At 43.4% G+C, this 21481-nt stretch carries 22 protein-coding genes; 16 read left to right on the top strand and 6 right to left on the bottom strand.

The window, feature by feature from the left end; all coding sequences use genetic code 11:
- The 6 genes from AB4Z50_RS25225 to spo0A form a co-directional block, all read left to right on the top strand.
- A partial coding sequence (locus AB4Z50_RS25225; protein WP_441878013.1) for an IS3 family transposase occupies nt 1-102 on the top strand: 102 nt, incomplete at its 5' end.
- A 204-nt stretch (nt 103-306) separates the two neighbouring features.
- Nucleotides 307-774, top strand: coding sequence for a hypothetical protein (locus tag AB4Z50_RS25230; protein ID WP_441883311.1), 468 nt, complete (start codon nt 307-309; stop codon nt 772-774).
- Between the two features lie 16 nt (nt 775-790).
- The gene (gene ahrC, locus AB4Z50_RS25235; RefSeq protein ID WP_076266962.1) at nt 791-1243 is read left to right on the top strand and encodes a transcriptional regulator AhrC/ArgR; all 453 of its coding nucleotides are present in this window, start codon (nt 791-793) and stop codon (nt 1241-1243) included.
- A 16-nt stretch (nt 1244-1259) separates the two neighbouring features.
- Nucleotides 1260-2972, top strand: coding sequence for a DNA repair protein RecN (gene recN / locus AB4Z50_RS25240; protein WP_441883314.1), 1713 nt, complete (start codon nt 1260-1262; stop codon nt 2970-2972).
- Nucleotides 2973-3095: 123 nt separating this feature from the next.
- Nucleotides 3096-4424 (top strand): SpoIVB peptidase, encoded by a 1329-nt coding sequence (gene spoIVB / locus AB4Z50_RS25245; protein ID WP_076266964.1) that lies wholly within the window; start codon nt 3096-3098, stop codon nt 4422-4424.
- A gap of 297 nt (nt 4425-4721) precedes the next feature.
- Nucleotides 4722-5534: a sporulation transcription factor Spo0A gene (gene spo0A, locus AB4Z50_RS25250; protein WP_076266965.1), complete on the top strand. Its 813-nt coding sequence runs from the start codon at nt 4722-4724 to the stop codon at nt 5532-5534.
- 771 nt (nt 5535-6305) lie between these two features.
- Here the strand turns inward: spo0A and AB4Z50_RS25255 are convergent.
- Both AB4Z50_RS25255 and AB4Z50_RS25260 read right to left on the bottom strand, forming a co-directional pair.
- The gene (locus AB4Z50_RS25255; protein WP_076267026.1) at nt 6306-7526 is read right to left on the bottom strand and encodes a GNAT family N-acetyltransferase; all 1221 of its coding nucleotides are present in this window, start codon (nt 7524-7526) and stop codon (nt 6306-6308) included.
- 288 nt (nt 7527-7814) lie between these two features.
- Nucleotides 7815-7982 carry a mechanosensitive ion channel protein MscL gene (locus tag AB4Z50_RS25260; RefSeq protein ID WP_144376707.1) on the bottom strand — a complete coding sequence of 56 codons (168 nt, stop codon included), beginning with the start codon at nt 7980-7982 and terminating at the stop codon, nt 7815-7817.
- A gap of 136 nt (nt 7983-8118) precedes the next feature.
- Between AB4Z50_RS25260 and coaD the strand changes: the two genes are divergently transcribed.
- A complete protein-coding gene (coaD, locus tag AB4Z50_RS25265) occupies nt 8119-8601 on the top strand; it encodes a pantetheine-phosphate adenylyltransferase (RefSeq protein ID WP_076267027.1) in 483 nt (160 codons plus the stop codon).
- Nucleotides 8602-8692: 91 nt separating this feature from the next.
- Here coaD and AB4Z50_RS25270 read toward each other — a convergent pair whose 3' ends face one another.
- Nucleotides 8693-8986: a DUF2627 domain-containing protein gene (locus tag AB4Z50_RS25270; RefSeq protein WP_054024305.1), complete on the bottom strand. Its 294-nt coding sequence runs from the start codon at nt 8984-8986 to the stop codon at nt 8693-8695.
- Between the two features lie 216 nt (nt 8987-9202).
- On the opposite strand from AB4Z50_RS25270, the gene lpdA reads away from it, so the two are divergent.
- The 5 genes from lpdA to lipB all read left to right on the top strand — a co-directional run bounded on the left by lpdA (nt 9203) and on the right by lipB (nt 14902).
- Nucleotides 9203-10630: a dihydrolipoyl dehydrogenase gene (gene lpdA, locus AB4Z50_RS25275; RefSeq protein ID WP_441883318.1), complete on the top strand. Its 1428-nt coding sequence runs from the start codon at nt 9203-9205 to the stop codon at nt 10628-10630.
- Between the two features lie 96 nt (nt 10631-10726).
- Nucleotides 10727-11761 carry a thiamine pyrophosphate-dependent dehydrogenase E1 component subunit alpha gene (locus AB4Z50_RS25280; protein WP_430057921.1) on the top strand — a complete coding sequence of 345 codons (1035 nt, stop codon included), beginning with the start codon at nt 10727-10729 and terminating at the stop codon, nt 11759-11761.
- A complete protein-coding gene (locus AB4Z50_RS25285; RefSeq protein ID WP_441883321.1) occupies nt 11761-12744 on the top strand; it encodes an alpha-ketoacid dehydrogenase subunit beta in 984 nt (327 codons plus the stop codon). Before AB4Z50_RS25280 ends, AB4Z50_RS25285 begins: the two co-directional genes overlap by 1 nt.
- A gap of 110 nt (nt 12745-12854) precedes the next feature.
- Nucleotides 12855-14177, top strand: a complete 1323-nt coding sequence (locus AB4Z50_RS25290; protein ID WP_076267032.1) for a dihydrolipoamide acetyltransferase family protein — start codon at nt 12855-12857, stop codon at nt 14175-14177.
- A gap of 17 nt (nt 14178-14194) precedes the next feature.
- Complete coding sequence (gene lipB / locus AB4Z50_RS25295; RefSeq protein ID WP_441883323.1) at nt 14195-14902, top strand: lipoyl(octanoyl) transferase LipB; 708 nt, start codon at nt 14195-14197, stop codon at nt 14900-14902.
- On the opposite strand, the gene prli42 is transcribed toward lipB, so the two are convergent.
- Nucleotides 14888-15022 (bottom strand): stressosome-associated protein Prli42, encoded by a 135-nt coding sequence (gene prli42 / locus AB4Z50_RS25300; RefSeq protein ID WP_152970601.1) that lies wholly within the window; start codon nt 15020-15022, stop codon nt 14888-14890. The genes lipB and prli42 overlap by 15 nt on opposite strands.
- 63 nt (nt 15023-15085) lie before the next feature.
- Here prli42 and AB4Z50_RS25305 point away from each other — a divergent pair, with 63 nt between their 5' ends.
- Nucleotides 15086-16216 (top strand): M20/M25/M40 family metallo-hydrolase, encoded by a 1131-nt coding sequence (locus AB4Z50_RS25305; protein ID WP_076267034.1) that lies wholly within the window; start codon nt 15086-15088, stop codon nt 16214-16216.
- A gap of 141 nt (nt 16217-16357) precedes the next feature.
- Here the strand turns inward: AB4Z50_RS25305 and mciZ are convergent, their stop codons facing one another.
- The gene (gene mciZ, locus AB4Z50_RS25310; protein ID WP_339203333.1) at nt 16358-16522 is read right to left on the bottom strand and encodes a Z-ring formation inhibitor MciZ; all 165 of its coding nucleotides are present in this window, start codon (nt 16520-16522) and stop codon (nt 16358-16360) included.
- A gap of 90 nt (nt 16523-16612) precedes the next feature.
- Between mciZ and AB4Z50_RS25315 the strand changes: the two genes are divergently transcribed.
- The 3 genes from AB4Z50_RS25315 (at nt 16613) to fur (ending at nt 20396) form a co-directional block, all read left to right on the top strand.
- The gene (locus AB4Z50_RS25315) at nt 16613-17182 is read left to right on the top strand and encodes an NUDIX hydrolase (RefSeq protein WP_441883513.1); all 570 of its coding nucleotides are present in this window, start codon (nt 16613-16615) and stop codon (nt 17180-17182) included.
- A gap of 2027 nt (nt 17183-19209) precedes the next feature.
- Complete coding sequence (gene spoIIM, locus AB4Z50_RS25320; RefSeq protein WP_441883326.1) at nt 19210-19830, top strand: stage II sporulation protein M; 621 nt, start codon at nt 19210-19212, stop codon at nt 19828-19830.
- Between the two features lie 92 nt (nt 19831-19922).
- A complete protein-coding gene (gene fur, locus AB4Z50_RS25325; RefSeq protein ID WP_339203330.1) occupies nt 19923-20396 on the top strand; it encodes a ferric iron uptake transcriptional regulator in 474 nt (157 codons plus the stop codon).
- Between the two features lie 50 nt (nt 20397-20446).
- On the opposite strand, the gene AB4Z50_RS25330 is transcribed toward fur, so the two are convergent.
- Nucleotides 20447-21391, bottom strand: a complete 945-nt coding sequence (locus tag AB4Z50_RS25330; RefSeq protein ID WP_441883328.1) for a S8 family peptidase — start codon at nt 21389-21391, stop codon at nt 20447-20449.
- Nucleotides 21392-21481 lie beyond the last annotated feature (90 nt).

The raw sequence follows: 21481 nt of genomic DNA on the forward strand, positions 1-21481 counted from the left end.
GAACAGACCGTTCGAGACTACATCACTTACTATAACGCAATTCGTATTCAAACGAAACTAAAGAACCAGTCGCCGATTGATTACAGGCGACTGGCCGTTTAAACTTGAAGGTGTTTTGATCCCTGTCTCACAAATGGGGGTCAGTCCCGTCATAACTGCCGGCATCTTTTTTACTTTACAGCATAGTGCTCCATTTGTTAAACTATAGAAAAGCAAACAAACGTTCGGCAATCGACATAAACAGGAAAATGCCCCCAGCATAGCGAACGAATAAGTATACAATCCATTTGCGAATGGGGGATGCTGATGGGAACCTATGGTGATTGGGCGATCATGCTGATCGCTGGATGTTTGTTCGTATTGTGGCTGTTCAGAGTGTTTCACCGCTGGCTGCATGAGCCTGCAAGTGTTAGTCGGCTTACGCTCGGCAAGGGCGGTACTCTTTCAGTAGATGATGAAAATATATTGTTGCTGGAGCAAGCGGGGTACGAAGTAACTTCAGGAAAACATTTAGTTCCGATTCCAATCAAGCTTGATGATGTGCCGCTTGGAAAGGGAAGCCGGTTATACATTGATTATATTGCGGAAATGAATAATTGCACGTATATAGTGAAAACTGCTCGTGACCGGATGCCAATTGACTGGTCGCCGAGCGGTGTAAGAGATCGTTTGCTTGTGTATTCGCTGCTTTTGCCCGAATGCGACGGAATTTTATTCGTGGACGCAAGGGAGAAGTTGATTCGCAAAGTCACGTTTCACATCGCAGACCAATAACTCATGGAGGTTTTTTATGAAGGGGCTTCGTCAATATCGAATCAAAGAAATTATTAGCAATAGTGTGATTGAGACACAAGAGGAGCTTGTAGAAGCGCTTCGCACGACAGGTATGCAAGTAACGCAAGCGACCGTATCACGCGATATGAAGGAATTAATGCTAATTAAAGTGCCTGCAGGTGAAGGCAAATATAAGTATTCCATTCCGCAAGAGCATCAGAAGCAAAATCCTATTCATAAGCTTAAGCGGGCTTTGCTTGACCATTTTGTACATATTGACTTTACAGATAATCTTGTTGTTATGAAATGTTTGCCAGGGACAGCAAATACCATTTGTGCATTGGTTGATAATATGGAGTGGACTGAAGTAATGGGTACAATCTGCGGAGACGATACGATCTTGATGATTTGCAGAACCAAGAAGCAAAGCAATGAAGTAGTAGAACGATTACTTGAGCTATTGAACTAAGGAGGATGTCAGAGCCATGCTGCGTGAGTTGTCGATAAGGAATTTAGCGGTAATTGAAGAAGTAAACGTTACATTTCATCATGGATTTCATGTATTGACAGGAGAGACAGGAGCAGGTAAATCGATTCTTATTGATGCGCTAAGCTTGCTGGTCGGCGGTAGAGGCTCCGCAGACATGGTACGGTATGGTTGTGATAAAGCTGAAATGGAAGCTTTATTTGACCTTCCACGAAATCATCCTGTATGGGTCGTTCTGAACAAGCTTGGTGTACATGCATCCTGTGATGAGATGTTAGTAATAAGAAGAGAGCTGTCTGCAAATGGTAAGAGCAGCAGCCGTGTGAATGGCCAGCTCGTTACAATGACCATGCTAAGGGAAATTGGCGAATGCCTTGTCAATATTCATGGTCAGCATGAGCATCAATCACTCCTTCGAACAGAACAGCATTTAGAGTGGCTAGATCTATTCGCTGGAGATTTGCTAATTGAACGGAAGCAAATATATCGGACCATATTTTCGCAGCTTCAGCAGGCAAGAGCATCATTGCGCGAGCTGGAAAATTCGACTAGACACAATGTGCAAATGCTTGATTTATATCGTTTTCAAATTGAAGAAATATCGAATGCGCAGCTTAAGCCATTGGAAGATGAGCTTCTAACAGAGCAGAGGCGCAAGCTATTGTATGCAGGGAAGAGAATGGACGCCGTATCGGAGGCCTATTCGCTTTTGTATGGAGGCAAAGGGCTTGATATGGTTAGCAAGGCAGTAGCTAAGCTGATAGATATTCAAACTTATGACGCAGCGAAACTAAATCCACTACTTGAACAGCTTCAATCTGCCTTTTATCAAGCTGAAGATGCTGCTTTCCAGCTTCGTGATTATCGAGATGGAATTGAGTCTGATCCTGATCAGCTCTCGCAGGTTGAAGACAGGCTTGATTTAATAAATAGTATGAAGCGCAAATACGGGGAAACAATACCCGATATACTTGCTTATTTAGAGAGGACAATTGTGGATCGTGACAAGATCGAGAACCGTGATCAACTTCTTGAAGAGCTTAAAGCAGAGGAAATGAAGCTTTATGATCAAGCGCTGATTTTGGCACAGGAATTGTCACAGCTTCGGGAGCATGCAGCGACAAAGCTGTCTGAAGCGATTGAGAACGAGCTAGGACAGCTTCAAATGCCAGCGGCTAAGTTTCGTGTGCAAATCGATACGACAGTCGGAGGAGCGGGTGAAACAAAGCAGATTCGCTTGCATAGCAATGGTATGGATGAAGCGATCTTTATGCTCTCTACAAACCCAGGAGAGCCGTTGAAGCAGTTAAGCAAGATTGCTTCTGGGGGAGAAATGTCGCGCATTATGCTCGCCCTTAAGAGCATTTTCGCAGAAATTGATCAAGTTCCTGTACTTATTTTTGATGAGGTCGATACAGGCGTCAGCGGACGTGCTGCTCAGGCTATCGCAGAGAAAATGTCACAGCTTGCATCGAAGTGCCAAGTATTCTCTATAACCCACTTGCCTCAGGTTGCTTGCATGGCAGATCATCATTATGAAATAAGAAAACAAGTCATTGGTTCGCGTACATCTACATCTGTATCGGAACTGCTTGAAGCGGTACGTATCGAAGAACTTGCACGCATGCTTGGCGGAGTGGAAGTAACGGAAAAAACACGGAATCATGCACAAGAAATGCTTGATTTGGCACATAGACAGAAAGGAGCGTAATGGAAGCCAATTAGGGAATGTTTTTGTGGACATAAAACGAACGGGTGAGGGTAACTTAAAGGTACGCCATTGGCGACTTATCCTTCTTCGTCATGCGATGGAAATACAGGGAGCGTGAAATCATTGAACTCCAGTCAAAGGAAGCGATGGTTTGGCCTGGTTCTCGTTTTCTTCATTTGCATGATCGGAAGCTCCACCCCGTTTCAACATTTTGCCGCAATCCCGAATGAACTTCGTTTATTCTCCGGGCAACTGAAACGTTTACAATATGGAGTGCCCGTTCATGCTGAAGTAACGGTCGACCCTCAAATGCTTCAGATTAACGGATCAACCAGTCATTCTTTATCCGTAAATTTGAATGAACCACTGTCACTGCAGTCGAGTCAAAGCGGTCAAACGAAAATGAAAGTGAAATTATTTGGTAAAATTCCATTCAAGACTGTAAAGGTTAATGTTGTACCTGATCTCCGTGTCATTCCAGGCGGTCAAACGATTGGAGTCAAAGTTAAATCATCGGGCATTTTAGTTGTAGGACATCATCAGGTAGCTGGCAGCAACGGCATGAAACAATCCCCTGGTGAGGCCGCAGGACTGCGTTTAGGCGATTTAATTGTGAAGATTGATGGTACAAGCATTAATCAAGTAAACAGGATTGCGGAGCTAAGTGAGAAGGCTGGCAATGAGAAGAAGCCGCTTGAAGTAACCTATAAGCGAGATGGGCAATTAGGCAAGACGCTTTTAAATCCAGTTTTTGATGCGGAAGATAAGGCATGGCGGTTAGGTTTATATATCCGTGATTCAGCAGCCGGCGTAGGAACATTAACGTTTTATGCCCCAGATCAGGGTGTTTATGGAGCATTAGGCCATGTTATCACGGATATGGACACACAAACTCCGATTGATGTTGGCGAAGGCCAGATTTTACAGTCCAGCGTTACGTCCATTAACAAAAGCCAAAATGGCGAGCCGGGAGAAAAAAGAGCGCATTTTGTGAAAGAAAGCAAAATATTAGGCAATGTTGAGCGAAACACTCCGTTTGGCATTTTCGGCAAAATGAATGAAGTTCCTACTCACAGTTACAGTGATAAATCTGTTCCTGTCGCATTTGCTGAAGATGTTAAGGAAGGGCCAGCGCAAATTTTGACTGTTGTGAATGGACAGAAGGTTGAGCGCTTTGATATTGAAATCGTGCATGTATCAAAGCAATCTGGTCCAGCAACAAAAGGTTTGGTTATTAAGATAACGGACAAAAGATTGTTAAGCAAAACCGGTGGTATTGTTCAAGGGATGTCGGGTAGTCCGATCATTCAAGATGGCAAATTAGTTGGAGCTGTCACTCATGTATTCGTTAATGATCCCTCTTCAGGATATGGTTGCTTTATCGAATGGATGCTGCAGGATGCAGGAGTACTGCTGAAGTCGGCAAACGGACATATCGGCGAAGCTGCATAATGGCTTGCTATTAGAAAATAACGCCCACTTGAGCTGAACAGCAGCTTAGGCGGGCGTTATTTTTAATTAAATCCATTTATCTAAAAACCGCGTCAATGCGTAAATGAGCAATGAAATTTGTCGAAGAAGAACGAACATCATCGGTACATGTAATAAATTTTTTATTATATCGAATCCCCGTAAAAAAATAAAGAAAAATAATTTTCGACAGAAGGAATTGAACTCCACATGTCGAAAACTTTAGATTAGACAACTAGTGAGCGAAATCATGAATATCATTTAAGGGAGGACCACAACTTGCATAAGATCGAAGTATTATTAGCAGATGACAACCGGGAATTTACTAACTTGTTATCGGAATACATATCCGAACAAAGTGATATGAGTGTGAGTGGAGTCGCGTATAATGGAGAAGAGGTTTTAAGACATCTGGAGGAAGCAAGAAAAGTTCCTGATGTGCTTATCCTTGATATTATTATGCCTCATTTGGATGGACTAGGTGTACTTGAACGGTTGAAAGAAATTAACCTATCTCCTATGCCCAAGATCATTATGCTGACTGCTTTCGGCCAAGAGAACATTACTCAAAAAGCGGTACAGCTTGGTGCTTCCTATTATATTTTGAAGCCGTTTGACATGGATATTTTAGCTAATCGTATTCGTCAGCTTGTTGGGAACCCAACTTACTCGTCAACTGGCAGCTTCACAACTAGCTCCTCTTCAATGAAATCCAACGTCGTTCCTATCCCTAAAGGGAAAAACCTCGATGCCAACATTACGAGCATCATTCATGAAATCGGAGTACCTGCTCATATTAAAGGTTACCAGTACTTGCGTGAAGCGATTACGATGGTTTATAACAATATCGAAATTCTTGGTGCCATCACAAAAACTCTTTATCCTGCCATTGCTGAGAAATTCAAAACAACGCCATCTCGCGTTGAACGCGCTATCCGCCATGCCATTGAAGTGGCTTGGACTCGCGGCAACATCGACAGCATCTCTCACTTGTTTGGCTATACGATCAACATCAGCAAATCAAAGCCTACTAATAGCGAGTTCATCGCGATGGTGGCTGATAAGCTGAGGATTGAGCATAAAGTTAGCTGAACGTAGAAGGGAGAATCGTTAAAGGAAAACTCGTTTTTAATAACTATCCGTAATCTAGTTATTGTGTGACTTCATACCTTTCAACTAGGTCATTTTAAATTCGATATGATTTGAATCCACTGCTTTATTGGGCTTTAAACCCCATAAGAGGAGTGGATTTTTTTGTGGGGCTACATGACAAAATATTTAATAAATATTAAATTGTTATTATATTAAAAATTTGGAGTATTAAAGAATGATCTTACATTAAGGGGTTATTTTAAACAGTTAAATAGAACATGATGTGAGTTATGCAGTTAAGGAGATTATACGTAAATTATTTATAAAGGTTTTAGTAAACTATTTTTGAGCATGTTGGTGATCGTAAGAGAGAATGACGAAGTAATAAGGATTTATTGTGTGATTACGGCTCAATCTATCAGATTTCTCCTCATGAAGATTCTAACGAACCGTAACGAGCTTATGTTTACGGAAATAGATGTTTAAAGATGCTAACGAATCACATAAACGCTATTAGTCACTTTTGATCAACAAAAGAGATAAAATAAAAGAAATAAGGTAACTAGAGTTCGTTACATTAATATATTGAGGAAATGAAGTCAATTAGGGTTTATGGGGTTCGTTACGGTTGGTGATTGATGATGCATCGTACGTCGTATCACATAACATTTTTCTCGGGCAAAGCTATCATAACGGGTAAAAGGAAAAGAAAAATAAGCACCTCATTTCCTCAGGAAAATAGGTGCTTATTTAAAATCACTAACCCTGTTCTCAGAAATAATCAGAGAAATACGGACGCTCCTGATTAATCAATTGCTCCAGTTTTCGAATGGACGCGTCATCGGCTTGCATACGGCCAATACGTGCAAGATAGGTTGGCCGCTTGTAACCCATTAACATCGTCGTTAAAGCGGGAATGTCGATAACTACCGATGGTGCGATGCCGCCATGGGTCATATGGCCTTTTCCGTTTGTGTCAACCGTTAGGGTGAAGGTTCCCTGATTCCATTCAAGCATAGGATCATGGAGATTGATAACGAGTCGGCTTTCCTTTTCTTGCTTTTCAAATGGATACTGCTCGATGAACAATACGATATCTACAATTCGTGCCATGTAATAAGGAGCAATGGTTTCTTTAATATCCCCGTCGTCCAATATAAATGCAAGAGGCTCATCCTGATAGATATCCCCTTTTACAAGCGTAATCATTGAGAAATGGGCACTGACAAAGTTCCATAATCCAGTGCGTGCCTCTTCGTTAATATAGATCATTTCTTTCATGTGAAAGATCTCTTCGGCAATCCAATACAGCAAATACCCCATAGGTGAGTCGTTATTGTCGTAATAGATCGCTACAGTCATATCATCTAAATCCCAGCGCAAATACTCTTCCCAAGCGAGCTCGTTTCGCAGCATAGCACCATGGTGCAAGCGGGCAAATTGCTCATATATTGTTTTGATGTCAGGATGTTCAATGGTTACACGTTCAACATGACCAGGTACGTTTTTTAGCTTAGGCAGCTGAGTGTCCGGAACCTCAAAAGAAATTTTATCGGAAATGATCTCCCAGCCTTTGCGTCTGTAATAAGGAATTGAGTAGGGGTATAAGTAAGAGATCGATTGTTTCCGCTCACGCATTTTGCTTAAGGCAAGCAGCATGAGTTTATTCATCAAGCCCAAATTGGCATATTCGGGATAGGTTCCGACTCCTGTCAGTCCACCCATTTCATAAATATGTCCGTAGATGTTTACCTGAAAGGGATATACAGCAAGTTGAGATATAAGTTTATCGCCATCAAACCACCCTTGAACATCAGCATACTGAAGTACGGGAAGTTTTGCCTTTGCAATCTCTCTATTTTCCCAGCCAAAGGTTTGTAAATCGCGATTGGTCACTTGAAAAACATAGCGCAATAAATTGTTGAATTGCTCGCCATGCTGGGTTTCGATTTTTTTTAACTTGAGTCTGTCATGCAATTTCCGTCGACTCATAGGTGACGACCTCCATTTATTTAAACATATCCAAGTATTTTACCATCCCTTAGAAGTGCAAACAAATTAGCCCTATTTGGAAGGGAATGCAGCACATGATTCGAATTTGCTGATTCAAAATGTTTATTGGCGAATGGTGAAAAGTTTTCTATATGCTGAGGATGTCCTACAATTGATCTGATTAATCAAAACAGACATGGATATGAGTTAAGTGAATGCCAAGCTTGGAGGAGTTGAAAATTGAAGATAAAATGGATTTTTCAAAAAAAAAAGGCCATCAAGGATGCCTCAGTTGTAAACAACTCTGCGGTTTAAATAAACGTTGCTGCCATATTTCTTGATTAAACCATGCGATTCTGCTTTTATAAAGCTATGAATTTCTTTTAGGCGCTGCGTCTGTGGCTGGATTGTCTCTTTTACTTTTCCATCTACGGTAACATCGAATACAATTTTCATGATTGCACCTCATTTCTTTTGGTTAATTTCATAATAGTGTTGTTGTATGATGAGATCATAAATTGAAATGCGGACAATTGTAATTTTTTTTGGAAAGCATCATCGCTATGTAAAATATCCAAGGAGAGGTGACAGGATGAGAGCCGTCTACGCTGGAAGTTTCGACCCGATTACACTAGGGCATGTGTCCGTTATAGAGAGAGCCTTTCAATTATTTAGTGAGGTTCATATTATAGTCGCCAATAATCGATCAAAAAAACATCATTTTACGATTGAGCAGCGTACGGAGCTTGTCGCTTTATCTGTGCCAAAGGATGATAAAATCCATATTATTCCTTATGAAGGCATTGTGGCTGACTATATAAATGAGCATGATATTAACGTGGTCATACGGGGAATTAGAAATGCAACTGATTTAGAATATGAACTGCAGCTTGAGCAATATATTCGTAATACTACGTTGGCGGATACGATTTATTTATCTCCATACACGCATTACATGCAAACGAGCAGCTCGCTCGTTAGAATGTTTCTTATGTCTGATAAGACGGAGCTGGCAGCTTCGTATATGGTTCCAAAAGCGTATGCGCAAATGCTTGATTACGTGGATTATACCTAGTTTTTTACGAATTCATCATACAAAAAAACCGCCAAGCTAGGATCAAAACGATCCGAACATGAGCGGTTTTAATTATGATTGTTGTATAAAACTAGCTTTGTGGCTTTGGCGGACGAGGTCGTTTCTGCTTGAACCTAGGAGCAACGTAGTTCCGTTTGCGGTCGCGAAAAAAAGTCCAGCCCGCGATAAAACCTGCACCTGCAGCGAACATGATAAATCCAAGTAAAAATTTGAGCCATTCAAAATCTGGCGTAATGGTTTCATTTCCGAATTCAGAGAAATACACGAATACCGAATCTTTCATTTTCAGAAAACCGAAGCAAGCAAGTAAGCCTGGAATAACGAGCATGAGGATAGCAATAAAGCGAGCAGCAACTAATTTCATAAATACAGTGTCTCCTTATCGGTCAAAATATACAGTTAGCTCTATCATACCTTTTTACGTGTAGAGTGTCTATTTCGTAAAACGACGATGTTTTCGTCATTAAAAACAGGTACAATAGGGATGGATGACATGTTACAATGCGAATGGGCATCTTTGAGAGTTATATGAATAGGCAAAAAAAGTATATAGTTATGGTTATTAGAAGGGAATGATTTTATGGCTATACAGGTAGATGTAGCAGTGCTCGGAGGCGGGCCTGGCGGTTATACAGCAGCCATTCGTGCTGCACAACTAGGAAAATCGGTTGCCATTATCGAAATGGACAAGCTTGGCGGCACATGCCTACATAAAGGATGTATTCCGAGTAAATCGCTGCTCCGAAGCGCTGAGGTATATTCAACGCTGCTTGAAGCAAGCTCATTTGGCATCCAAGTGGCAGATGGGGCGATATCGCTCAACTATGGCAAAGTACAAGAACGTAAGGATCAAACCGTAGAGCAGCTCTATCGTGGACTTCAAAGCCTAATGAAAAAGAATGGCATTCAAATTATTCAAGGCAAGGGCAGAGTCATCGGTCCTTCAATCTTCTCTCCAAAAAGTGGCTCATTGGCCGTAGAGCTGCCTGATGGGGAAATGGAATCGGTTGTATCCACTAATCTCATTATTGCTACAGGATCTCGTCCTCGTACATTGCCAGGTTTAACACCAGACGGCGAATATATAATGACCAGTGATGAAGCGTTAGTTATGGACAAACTGCCTAAATCCGTTATTATTGTCGGCGGCGGGGTTATCGGCGTTGAATGGGCTTCACTTTTGCATGATTTTGGCGTACAAGTTATTTTGGTAGAAGCGGGCTCCCGCCTTTTGCCTGGTGAAGATACAGAGGTTTCAGCTGAGCTGACAAGAGTGCTGCGCGGACGCGGTGTACGTGTGCTGACTGGCATTCAACTGCAGACCGATCAATATAAAGGCGAAAACGGTGAAGTGTCTATCGTTGCAGCTACGCAAGACGGTGATGTCATATTGACTGCAGAAAAGCTATTGGTATCCGTAGGACGCCAAGCGAATGTGGAAAACATGGGCCTTGAAAATACCGATGTTCGCACATCGGGCGGTGTGATCGAGGTCAATGCGTTCGGTCAAACGAGCGAGCCGCATATTTATGCCATTGGCGATGTTATTGGCGGTGTTCAGCTCGCTCATGCTGCTGCGCATGAGGGTATAATTGCAGCTGAGCATATTTGCGGTGAGAAACCCGTTGCGATTGAGGCTCATTTGATACCAAGGTGCATCTATTCCCGTCCGGAAATTGCTTCTTACGGCTTGACAGAGGATGGAGCACGCGCGAAAGGGCATGACATCAAGACGGGTAAAATTCCGTTTCAAGCGATTGGCAAGGCTATTGTTTTAGGAGAGAAAGAAGGATTCGTCAAGGTAATCGCTGATCGGAAGACCAACGATATTGTTGGTGTTCATATGATTGGAGCTCATGCAACGGATCTAATATCCGAAGCAGCACTCGCTGGAATTCTGAACGCAACACCTTGGGAAGTTGGCCAAATGATCCATCCTCATCCGACGCTTTCGGAGGCGCTGGGAGAAGCAATGCTCGCCGTAGATGATAGAGCGATATCGTTCTAATGAAGACTGTTTTCTTTTTGGTTCAATTGGAGTTATAATGTATATGATCAAGTCTTAGTACCAGGTTATAATAGCGCGCAAAAGGAGGAACACCTTATGACCCAATCTGCTTCTACTGGGCAAAATGTTCGTCATTTGGAATTAGGGCTTAGCGATGAGCAAGCAATTGATATGTACGCAACGATGGTGACTGCTCGCAAGTTTGATGAGCGTATGCTGCTGCTGCAGCGTGCAGGGAAAATCAATTTTCACGTATCAGGTGTAGGACAAGAGGTAGCACAAGTTGCTGCGGCGTATGCACTTAATCGAGAAACAGATTATTTTTTACCTTATTATCGGGACTATGGCTTCGTGCTCTCTGTTGGTATGACACTGCGTGATTTGTTGCTGTCGGTTTTCGCCAAAGCGGAAGATCCAAATAGCGGCGGACGCCAGATGCCTGGCCACTTTGGCTCGAAGAAACTGCGAATCGTCACGGGCTCAAGTCCAGTAACAACGCAGGTTCCTCATGCAGTAGGCATAGCGCTCGCGGCAAAAATGAAAAACAAGCCTCTTGTTAGCTTTGTTACATTTGGTGAAGGTTCGAGCAATCAAGGCGATTTCCATGAGGGCTGCAACTTTGCTGGAGTACATAAGCTGCCTGTTATTTTCATGTGCGAAAATAACCAATATGCAATTTCAGTTCCTATTCACAAGCAATTAGCAGGTACGGTTGCCGATCGTGCACTTGGTTATGGCTTCCCTGGATATCAGGTTGACGGTAACGATGCACTTGAGATGTACCGTGTTGTGAAGGAGGCGCGTGAGCGCGCAATTGCAGGCGAAGGTCCAACATTGATTGAAGCAATGATGTACCGTATTTCACCACACTCTACTTCAGATAACGATCTCGCTTATCGTACGAAGGAAGAAGTTGATTCCAACCGTGCGAAAGATGGTATCCCAAAATATAAGCAATATCTGATTGATTGCGAGATCTGGTCCGAGGAGCTTGAAACAGAGCTTCAAGCCAAAATTCGCAAGATGCTTGACGAGGCTACTGAATATGGCGATAAAGCGCCGTTCCCGACGCCGGAATCTACATTGCTGCACGTGTATGCGGATGATGCTGATCAAGGAGGTACGGAATAATGGCAGTTATTGAATATATTGATGCAATTCGCCAAGGGATGAAGGAAGAAATGGAACGAGACGAAGATGTCTTCGTTCTGGGTGAGGATGTTGGTCTCAAAGGCGGCGTCTTTACAACGACCAAAGGATTGCTGGAGCAATTTGGCGAGGATCGTGTTCTTGATACTCCGCTTGCAGAGTCAGCCATTGCAGGTGTTGCAATCGGCGCAGCGATGTATGGCATGAAGCCCATTGCTGAAATGCAGTATTCAGATTTTATGTTTCCGGCTACCAATCAAATTATTAGCGAAGCGGCCAAAATCCGTTATCGCTCGAACAATGATTGGACTTGCCCGCTCGTAATTCGCGCTCCTATTGGCGGCGGTGTTTTTGGAGGACTGTACCATTCACAATGTACGGAGTCGGTATTTTTCGGTACACCTGGTCTGAAAATTGTTGCTCCATACCGTGCATACGATGCGAAAGGGCTTCTAAAAGCAGCTGTGCGTGATCCGGACCCTGTATTGTTTTTTGAGAATAAAAAATGCTACAAGCTCATTATGGATGAAGTTCCAGAAGAGGACTATATTGTTCCTATTGGTAAAGCGAATGTTCTTCGCGAAGGCGATGACATTACGGTTATCGGTTATAGTCTGCCTCTTCATTTTGTCGAGCAGGCGGCAGCAGATCTAGCGACTGAGGGCATTAGCGCTCATATTCTCGATCTACGGACGCTTCAGCCTCTGGACAAAGAAGGCATTCTTGAAGCGGTGAGAAAAACAGGCAAGGTGCTTATTATCCATGAGGACAATAAGACTGGCGGCGTAGGTGCAGAGGTTTCAGCGATCATCGCAGAAGAGCTGATTTATGAGCTTGATGCTCCGATTATGAGACTTTGTGGACCAGACGTGCCAGCGATGCCTATCAACCCGCCGGGCGAGAAGTTTTTTATGCTCAACAAAGATAAAGTTAAAGAAGCAATGCGACAGCTAGCGCTTTATTAAAATATAAGAAGTCTAAAGTACTAAGCTTATATGTCACCGCGAAACGTATGCTGCGCCGCCGAAGGACGGCGGTAGCCGTTTACGCCTCGGCCAGTAGGGAGATGTGAATTATGAAAACTATGACGGAAATCGTCGTGCCTCAACTAGCAGAATCACTTGTATCAGCTACCATCGATAAATGGCTGAAGCAGCCTGGCGATTGGGTTGATGTTTACGAGCCTGTCTGCGAGATTATTACAGATAAAGTGAATGCAGAACTACCTTCCACTGTAGCCGGCAAGCTTGTTCGTATCCTTGTTGGCAAGGGGGAGACCGTTCCAGTCGGCACTCCAATCTGCATAATTGAAACAGAAGGTTCTGCTGAGGATGCCGGAATCGGGGCTGCGGAATCCCAGACGGCTGCACCAAGAGAGGCAACTACCACACAAGTAAGTGAAATAGATTTACAAGACGCTCCAATGCGCAATCGTTTCTCACCGGCTGTACAGCAGCTGGCAGCAGAACACTCCATTCGTCTTACCGATGTTCCAGGAACCGGTTTGGGCGGACGTATCACACGTAAAGACGTTCTTGCCTATGTAGCAGCTGGTGGCAATCAAGCCTCTAGCGGGAATGCGGCTGTGCCTGCAGCCCGAACTGTAGATGCTGCTGCGCAGGTGCGTTCTTCTGGTCTGCATTTGACGGAAACGCCAAGGTTCCCAAAAATCGAAGTGGAAGGAGCATCGGGAGCTGGTCGTGGTGATAGCTTCATTGATGTAACGCCAATTCGGAATACAATTGCTCGGAACATGAGACAAAGCGTAAGTGAAATACCGCATGCGTGGACTATGATTGAAGTAGATGTAACGAATCTCGTTCTTCTGCGCAATAAGCTTAAGGATGATTTCATGAAGCGCGAAGGCATTAATTTGACGTATTTGGCATTCCTGCTCAAAGCTGTCGTTAATGCAATCAAAGATGTGCCAATCATGAATTCCATGTGGGCTGTTGATAAAATCATTGTGAAGCGGGATATCAACATCGCGCTGGCGGTTGGTACAGAGGATTCTGTCCTTACACCTGTTATCAAGAATGCTGATCACAAAAACGTAGCCGGTCTTGCCAAAGAAATTGAAGAGCTTGCTCGTAAAACGAGAGAAGGTAAACTGACGCTGTCTGATATGCAGGGCGGAACGTTTACTGTTAACAATACAGGTTCCTTCGGTTCCATTTTGTCATATCCGATTATTAACTATCCGCAAGCTGCCATTCTAACGTTTGAATCCATTGTGAAGCGTCCCGTTGTCATAAATGATATGATCGCTGTTCGTTCAATGGCTAACTTATGTCTGTCACTTGATCATCGGATTTTGGACGGCGTTATTTGTGGTCGTTTCTTACAGCGTGTGAAGGATAATCTAGAGAGTTTTAATCTAGAAAGCAAATTGTATTAGAAAAGGGGAGCACGATCATGGCTGAAGCGGATAACGCAAAAAGCTTGAGACGGCTGGATGCCCAATATATAGGCATGCTCGATTACGCGGAAGCGTGGGAGCAGCAAAAAACATATATAAAGCAAATTGATAAGGAGGAGCGCAATCAGTCGCTGCTCCTTCTTCAGCATCCGCCTACGTATACGATGGGTTCTGACAAACATCCTGAGCACCTTCTGCTTGATGAGGCAGAGCTTAAGGAACGAGGTATTTCTTTTTATCAAATCGACCGCGGCGGGGATATTACTTATCATGGCCCTGGCCAATTGGTCGGCTATCCACTTCTTTATCTAGATGCAGTAGGTCTTAATTTGCATGCCTATTTGCGGAGCCTTGAGCAAGTCATTATTAATTGGCTGAGCGAGTATGGTATAGAAGCGGGCAGAAAGCCGGAATATACAGGAGTATGGGTCGGTGATCTGAAAATAGCGGCCATAGGCGTAAAATTTAATAAAGCCCGCCATCAGCGGGGCTTTATTACGAGTCATGGATTCGCTCTTAATATTAAATCTGGCATTGCCGAAGAAGGATTTAGCGGGATTATTCCTTGCGGCATCCAACAGTTCGGCGTAACATCCTTTAATGATTTAACAGGGCTTGATTTATCGGTTGAGGAAGCAGCGAACCAATTGCTCCCTCATTTTGTGAAAGAATTCAGATGTGAATTGGATCTAGTAAAGAAATAGTGATCCAAGACCAGCTAGCAAGGATGATAAAACTAATGCCGATACGAGAACGATGGCAACAATTCGAATCAATCGCTGTCTGCGCATATGAAAAACCCCTTTCTTGATTTGGAACGTCATAGCTTGCTATGAGCTTGTCATTTACTCTATTGTATACGAAAGTTATGGACGGAGGAAACGTTAATGATTACAAAAGATCGTTTAGTGAATGAATTTATGGAATTGGTGAAGATAGATAGCGAAACAAAACACGAGCAGGAAATAAGCCGTGTGCTAAAGCAAAAGTTCGAAGCGCTTGGCTTGCAAATCAGTGAAGATGATGCAGCAGCTAAGACTGGGCATGGCGCAGGGAATCTATTTGCAATATGGGAAGCAGAGGGAGCATCAGCATCAGCACCAACGATTTTTTTTACATGCCATATGGACACAGTAACACCTGGTGTTGGCATCAAACCGCAGCTTGACGCTGATGGTTATATAAGAAGCGACGGAACAACGATTCTTGGCGCTGATGATAAAGCAGGCATTTCTGCCATTTTTGAAGCCATCCGTGTTGTTAAGGAGCAGTCCATTCCGCATGGGCGTATTCAATTCGTCATTACGGTAGGAGAAGAATCAGGTCTACTTGGCGCACGTTCACTGGATGCATCGAAGCTGGAAGCTAAGTTTGGATACGCGCTTGATTCGAATGGCGCCGTTGGTGATATAGCAGTAGCAGCGCCGACACAAGCGAAAGTTACGATCAAAATGTATGGTCGTTCAGCACATGCTGGCGTTAATCCTGAGGATGGGATCAGTGCCATTCAAGTTGCTGCAAAAGCAATTGCAAGAATGCCGCTTGGACGTATAGATAAAGAAACAACGGCGAATATCGGCCGATTCGAAGGCGGCGGCGCTACAAATATTGTGTGTGATTTTGTGACGCTGTATGCTGAGGCGAGAAGCATTGTACAGCATAAGCTGGACAATCAGATTGTTGCGATGCGAAAAGCGGTTGAGAGTGCTGCAGAAGAGTTTGGTGCACGGGGAGAGCTTGAAAGTGAAATCATTTACCCTGCTTATCAATACGATGATGCAGATCCTGTAGTACAGCTTGCCAAAAAAGCAATCACAGCAATCGGCCGTACGCCGCGTACATTCCATTCTGGCGGGGGAAGCGATGCAAATATTTTTAATGGCTTAGGCATACCTACAGTCAATCTAGCTGTTGGCTATGAGCATATTCATACGACGAAAGAACAGATCAAGGTTGATGATTTGGTGAAAACGACTGAGCTTGTCGTTGAAATTATTAAACAAGCGTCTGAAGCATAATAGGATTAGCAGAGGTCTTAAGAAGCAATAGCTTCGATTGGCCTTGCCGTAAAATGACAGAAAGCCCTTCGATCCTGCGGCTCAGTTTTGGCTGATCGCGGAAGGAGGGTTTTTGTCTAAATGCAAGCGTCCGTGACATGATTAATTCGTTTTTTCCAAAGGAACACGGCGTACGCTGATGACATTTGTATATTCGGACATGGGTGTTCTTGATAAGGATGAAGCAGAAAGCTTGCGGAGCTGATGTTTTATTTCCCAGCCTTTTCCTACTAAGCGCAAGTGATTGAGTGCAACATATTGTTTCATATTAATCTCCCCTGTCGATTTGATATAATGATAGTTATGCAGAGGCAGGACAAGTTATGCGAAAGAATCAAATTCAATTTTAAGGAGCGAATACGAGTGGAAGAGCAGCAAAGAGCTGAGTTGTGGCGTGAGGAAACGATTAAGACAGAGCCTATTTTTGAAGGTAAAATGATTACGCTGCAGGTTGATACCGTCACGCTTGCAGACGGCAGAACAGCAACTAGAGAAATCGTCAAACACCCGGGAGCAGCAGCAGTTATGGCGCTTTTGGATGGAAAACTGCTTGTAGTGGAGCAATTTCGCAAGCCGCTGGAAAAATTCCAAATCGAGATTCCTGCTGGCAAGCTTGATCCAGGCGAAGATCCGATGACAGCAGCAGCTCGTGAGCTTGAAGAAGAGACAGGTTACCGCTCTGATGATTTGACTCTCCTAAGCGCTTTCTATACATCACCAGGGTTTGCAGATGAGAAGCTATATATTTATTTCACTGATAAAGTGGAGCAGGGCGTAATCAATCCTGACGAAGATGAAGACTTGAAAGTTGAAGCCATCACTCTCGAGCAAGCTGAAGCCTATATCCAAGAAGGCCGTATTAGCGACGCCAAAACGATCCTAGCCGTCTACGCTTGGAAACTATACACTTTGACAGGTCGGTTCTAACCGACCCTGTCTTCCCACAACATACCCGTCATACCTCTCTCAAACCCCTCATATAATGAAAAGTAAGACAACCCCTTTGGTAATTTAGTGATTTTGTAAATTTATAGGAATGTAGAACTATGTAACCGTAGAGATGTACATTCGTGGAGCTGTAGAGATGCAGAGATGTAGATCTTTAGAACAGTAGAGCTATGGAACTCTGGAAATCTGGAACGGTAGATCTGTAGAGCTATAGAGCAGTGAATCTCTGGAATTCCGGTCGTTAGATCTGTGGATTGTAGATCTTTAAATCTTTAAATTTGTACAATTGTAACTCTGTAAACTCTAGAACTGCAGAACTCTAGAACTGTAGAACTGTAGAACTGCAGAACTGCAGAACTGCAGAACTCTAAAACTCAAGAACTCAAGAACTCAAGAACTCAAGAACTCAAGAACTCAAGAACTCAAGAACTCAAGAACTCAAGAACTCAAGAACTCAAGAACTCAAGAACTTAAGAACTTAAGAACTCAAGAACTCAACAACTCAACAACTCAACAACTCTAGAACTCTAGAACTCTAGAACTCTATAACTTTAGAACTGTAGAACTGTAGAACTGTAGAACTGTAGAACTGTAGAACTGCAGAACTGCAGAACTCTAGAACCGTAAGCTGTATATTTCTAATTTTGCTTATTGTTTTTTTGTATTTAACTGCTCTTATATTTTTTTTGAGTGTTAATTTTTTGGTTTGCGGTGGTTCTTTTACTTTTGGGGACGCACTTCTCATATTTAGCCCTGCAAGGTTCATTGTGTATATCAAGGTTGCTTTTGCGACGGTAAATGCGCTCTTAACGGACATGAAAGCCGTTATTTGTGAAGAAATCGACCAAAACAGACTACTAACGGACATGAGTTCCGTTATTTGGATGAAAAGGAGCATAATCGATGCTTTTAAACCTAAATAAGAGATCCTATGTCCGTAAGATCGGAAAAAAGGTGGAAAATAGCTAAATAAGGTATCTGATGTCCGTTAGCATCTAGAGCGGTGGATTTTTATTGTTTTAAACTAATCTATTCATTGATCAATCTCAATTTCTAGAAGCACAAATTTATGTTGTTATTATCAGTGCAAATTATAAAAACACCCAAAAATTGAAACTTGGTTTTCAAAAATATTGAAATTCCTTTAAATTTTCTACTATATGGCTATATGTTTGTAACTAAACTAAATAACTAACTAATGAAACTGACAATCTCCAAGTGTGTCTAGTAAGGACGAAGCGCTCTAACTTAAATCATATGTTCCATCACAGAGTACCGCCAACGTTTGTAGAGTTACTGGAGACCTGCGGGTGCAACCTGAAGCTCTTCCCTGGAAGGGTGTGTTTGTAAGGGTTCTAACTAAAATCTAAAAAAAAAGTATGCGACAAATCATTGCTACTAAACTTTTTAAAGGTTTTAAAGGTTACGAAGCAGCTCAAAACGAGAATTGAGCAGCATGCAATGCAATCACAAACTTCCAGCGTGTCCCGCAGGGACGAAAGCGCTCCGCAGTAAGCCAAGTATATCCGCACAGAGGATCGCTAACGTTAGTCGAGTTGCGGGTGTCCAGAGGGTGCAACCCTTGGGGCCCTCCCTTGGAAGGGAGGGTTTGGGTGGGTTCGAAAAGCTTTTAACTTAAAAAGTCGATGCAAAAAAGTCATTACTGCTATTCTTTAAAATGATTTTAAAGGATTTAATTGATGTTAGAAGGCTTTAAAAGTTTTGAAGTAGCTCAAAACGAGAATTGAGCAGCATGCAATGCAATCACAAACTTCCAGCGTGTCCCGCAGGGACGAAAGCGCTCCGCAGTAAGCCAAGCATATCCGCACAGAGGATCGCTAACGTTAGTCGAGTTGCGGGTGTCCAGAGGGTGCAACCCTTGGGGTCCTCCCTTGGAAGGGAGGGTTTGGATGGGTTCGAAAAGCTTTTGAGTAAGTAGCGGTCTATCTAAAAGTAAGGCCCTAATTTTAGGGCGGGGTCAAACAACTCCGAAAGGTCCGGTGACCATGGCCAAAAATCAATTATCGTTATACGTTTTTGTGTCGGTTCTTTTTATCGTAGGTGTCATTTTCGGCGCATTGATGGTCAATGCACTGACGCTGGAGCAGCAGCAGGATCTAGCTCAAGATGTAGATCAATATGTTCAACTGATCAATCAGGGCATCGGTTCAGGAGCTTCGGATTCGTTTTGGGATCGGTTTTTTTTCCATAGCAAGTGGCTGCTTGTACTATGGCTGCTCGGAATTACGGTGATTGGCATACCGGGAGTGCTCGCGCTTAATTTCTTGAAAGGGGCATTAGTTGGGTTTTCGGTCGGGACGCTGATCAATCAATATGCGTGGAAGGGAGTACTGTTCTCGCTGGTCTCAATCGCGCCTCAGAATATTATTGCAATACCGGCAATGGTTATCATGAGTGCTGCTGCAATATCCTTCTCCATGTTCGTTATCAAAAATAGGCTCCTCCGGCAGAAGGGGGAACTTGCGCCTGAGTTGGGCTCGTTTACATCAACAGCTGTGCTGATGCTATTTCTTTTTGCAGGAGCAGCATTGTTAGAGGCTTATATTTCACCAACATTAATCAGTTGGGTTTCGCCCCTTCTCGCGTCCGTTAGCGCCACAATCTGACACCAAAATGTTTGACTTTACGGCATGTTAGCCCCTATAATGAGAGGAAACCTTTCCTGAAAAAGGCGCAGTCATGTGGTAGGGGGGAAATCATGGAAGCCCGGATTGATAAGATTAAACAACAGTTGCAGTCGCAGGGCTACAAATTAACCCCGCAGCGCGAAGCAACGGTACGAGTTTTACTTGAAAATGAAGATGACCATCTTAGCGCTGAAGATGTATTTATGCTAGTTAAGGATAAAGCTCCAGAAATCGGACTTGCAACGGTTTATCGGACATTGGAATTGCTTAGTGAAATGCATGTTGTCGAAAAATTGAATTTTGGCGACGGGGTAGCGCGGTACGATCTTCGTACGGACAGCAATAAACATCACCACCATCACCTCATATGTGTACAATGTGGAACTATGGATGAAATCAAGGAAGACTGGCTTTTGCCTTTAGAAGAAAGGCTAGAGCAGGAATACGGATTTTTTGTGCTCGATCATCGCCTTGATTTTCAAGGCATATGTCATCGATGCAAAGAGAAAAACGACCTTGCAAACCCAAATGAGAATCAATCATAAACGGCTTGGCTGCCCAGCATAACTGGACGGCAAGCCGTTTTGGCATTCTTTTAAGCTTTAAAAATATGATCAAGCTGCATTAATCCAGCACCTTGTGCAAGCGAACTATAATTGTTCAGCTTCAGCGCTTTTTTTTGCAGCCTTGTTTTTACCGCGTAGGGACTAAGTCCAGGTTTTCCTGCAAGCAGCAAGGCTGCTCCGCCTGCAACATGAGGTGAAGCCATACTAGTGCCGGAGAGCTTCTCGTATTTGCCGCCAAGCCATGTGGATAATATGTTTTCGCCGGGGGCTGAAACGGAGATCCCGCTGCCTCTGCTGCTGAAAGTAGCTATTTTATTTGCTTTTGTCGTAGCCGCTACCGCTATTGTCTCTTTAAAAGAAGCTGGTTCGTCGATTACTCCGCTTGAACGACCTTCATTGCCGGCTGATGCAACAATTAGGATGCCTTGTTTTGCTGCACGTTTTATCGCGTTGTGCAGCGTATCGCTGCTTTCTGAGCCGAGCACGCCAAAGCTCATATTTATGACATTCATGCGGTTTTTGACACACCAATGGATACCCTCAATAATATCCGAAACAAATCCTTCTCCGTCCTCATTCAGCGCTTTAACTGCATATAAATTCACCTCAGGAGCGGTACCCAATGATTTGCCAGCTCTACCCGTTGCTGCGACGATGCCTGCCACATGGGTGCCATGACCATTATCGTCAGCGTAAGAACCGCCGTTGATTGTGTTAATCCCGCCAGCGATATTCAAGTCGGGATGATTGGCGATTCCTGTGTCGAGGATAGCGACATTAATGGATTTTCCCCGTGTTCTAGCCCATGCTTTGGGTGCTTTTACTCGAATAACATTCCATGGCAAAATTGCGGGTATTGTAGCTGGCGTGAGCAGGGGCATTGCATAGCTGTGTTTCCTAGTATTATTATTCTGAAGGCCGTGAGCGCGGATTTTGAAATCTTTTTCGACAAGCTTAACTTGCGGAAGATTCAAGAGTGACTGTAAAGACGAGTTTTTATGAAAATGACAACCGATGATTCGGCTTTTTGAGACGGTTTTGAACGGGGTAATTCCGAGTTGTTT

The sequence above is a fragment of the Paenibacillus sp. 2TAB26 genome (genome assembly GCF_052115145.1).
Taxonomy (GTDB): Bacteria; Bacillota; Bacilli; order Paenibacillales; family Paenibacillaceae; genus Pristimantibacillus.